Source organism: Promicromonospora citrea (assembly GCF_013004695.1).
In the GTDB taxonomy this organism is placed as follows: Bacteria; Actinomycetota; Actinomycetes; order Actinomycetales; family Cellulomonadaceae; genus Promicromonospora; species Promicromonospora citrea.
The window spans coordinates 1-1,107 of sequence record NZ_JABEMG010000289.1 but is presented as its reverse complement, the minus strand read 5'-3'; the positions used below and the strand labels follow the sequence as shown (position 1 = coordinate 1,107).

Sequence of the window (1,107 nt, the reverse complement as noted above, 5' to 3'; positions counted from 1 at the left end):
GTGCCAGGCCGCCGCGCGCAGCGCGTCGTAGGCGGGCAGCGGCGCCGCGCGGTCGGCCGACGCGCCGCCCCACTCGGTGTCGACGGGCCCCGGCTCCACGAGCGTCACCCGGAGGCCGAACCCGGCCACCTCCTGCGCGAGCGCCTCGGTGAGGCCCTCGAGCGCCCACTTCGACGCGCTGTACCCGCCGAGCCCCGGCCACGCCGCGACACCGCTCGAGCTCGACACCTGGACCACGTGGCCGCTGCCCTGGGCCCGCAGCACGGGCAGGGCCGCCTGGGTCACGTGCAGCACGCCGAGCAGGTTGACCTCGAGCTGGGCGCGGAGCTGGTCGGGCGTGATCTCCTCGACGTAGCCGAACAGGCCGCGGCCCGCGTTGTTGACGACCACGTCGAGGCGCCCGAACCGCTCGGTGGCCGCGTGCACGGCCGCGAACGCCGCCTCCCGGTCCGTCACGTCCAGGCGCAGCGGGAGGACGGCGTCGCCGTGCGCCGCCGCCAGCTCGTCGAGCGTGTGCGGGTCGCGCGCCGTGGCCGCCACGCGGTCCCCGCGGGCCAGCGCGGCCTCGGCGACGGCTCGACCGATCCCCCGGCTCGCCCCGGTCACGAACCAGACCCGCCCCGTGCGGTGCGCCGTCACGGGACGAGCACCACCTTGCCGCCCGCGCGCCCGCTCGCGACCAGCTCGTGCGCGCGCGGGGCCTGGTCCAGCGGCAGGACGGCGGCGACGGGCACCGTCACGGCACCGCGCGCCACGAGTCCGACCAGCTCGGCGAGCTCGACGGCCGACGGCTCGGGGCGCTCCGAGGAGGCGACGCCGTGCGCTGCGGCGTCCGGGTCGGCGACCGACAGGACGCGGTCGGTGCCGCCGCGCAGCGCGACGCTGTCCGGCAGCACACCGGCCCCTGCCGCGTCGAGCACGGCGTCGACGGCGGGGCCGGTCCCGTGCCCCGTGAGCGCCCGGACGCGCTCGACGAGGCCCGCGCCGTACCGTGTCGGCGTCGCGCCGTAGCCCGCGACCCGCTCCTGGTTGGCCGCGGACGCGGTGCCGATCACGCGCACGCCCGCCGCCACGGCGAGCTGGGTGGCGAGCCCGCCGACGCCGCCG

2 protein-coding genes are annotated in these 1,107 nt (G+C 79.1%); both read right to left on the bottom strand.

Annotated features, from left to right (window positions below):
- On the bottom strand, positions 1-639 hold a 639-nt coding region (locus HLB15_RS23680; protein WP_171109226.1), incomplete at its 3' end, for an SDR family NAD(P)-dependent oxidoreductase.
- A partial coding sequence (locus HLB15_RS23675; RefSeq protein ID WP_171109225.1) for a zinc-binding dehydrogenase occupies positions 636-1,107 on the bottom strand: 472 nt, incomplete at its 5' end. The genes HLB15_RS23680 and HLB15_RS23675, both read right to left, overlap by 4 nt.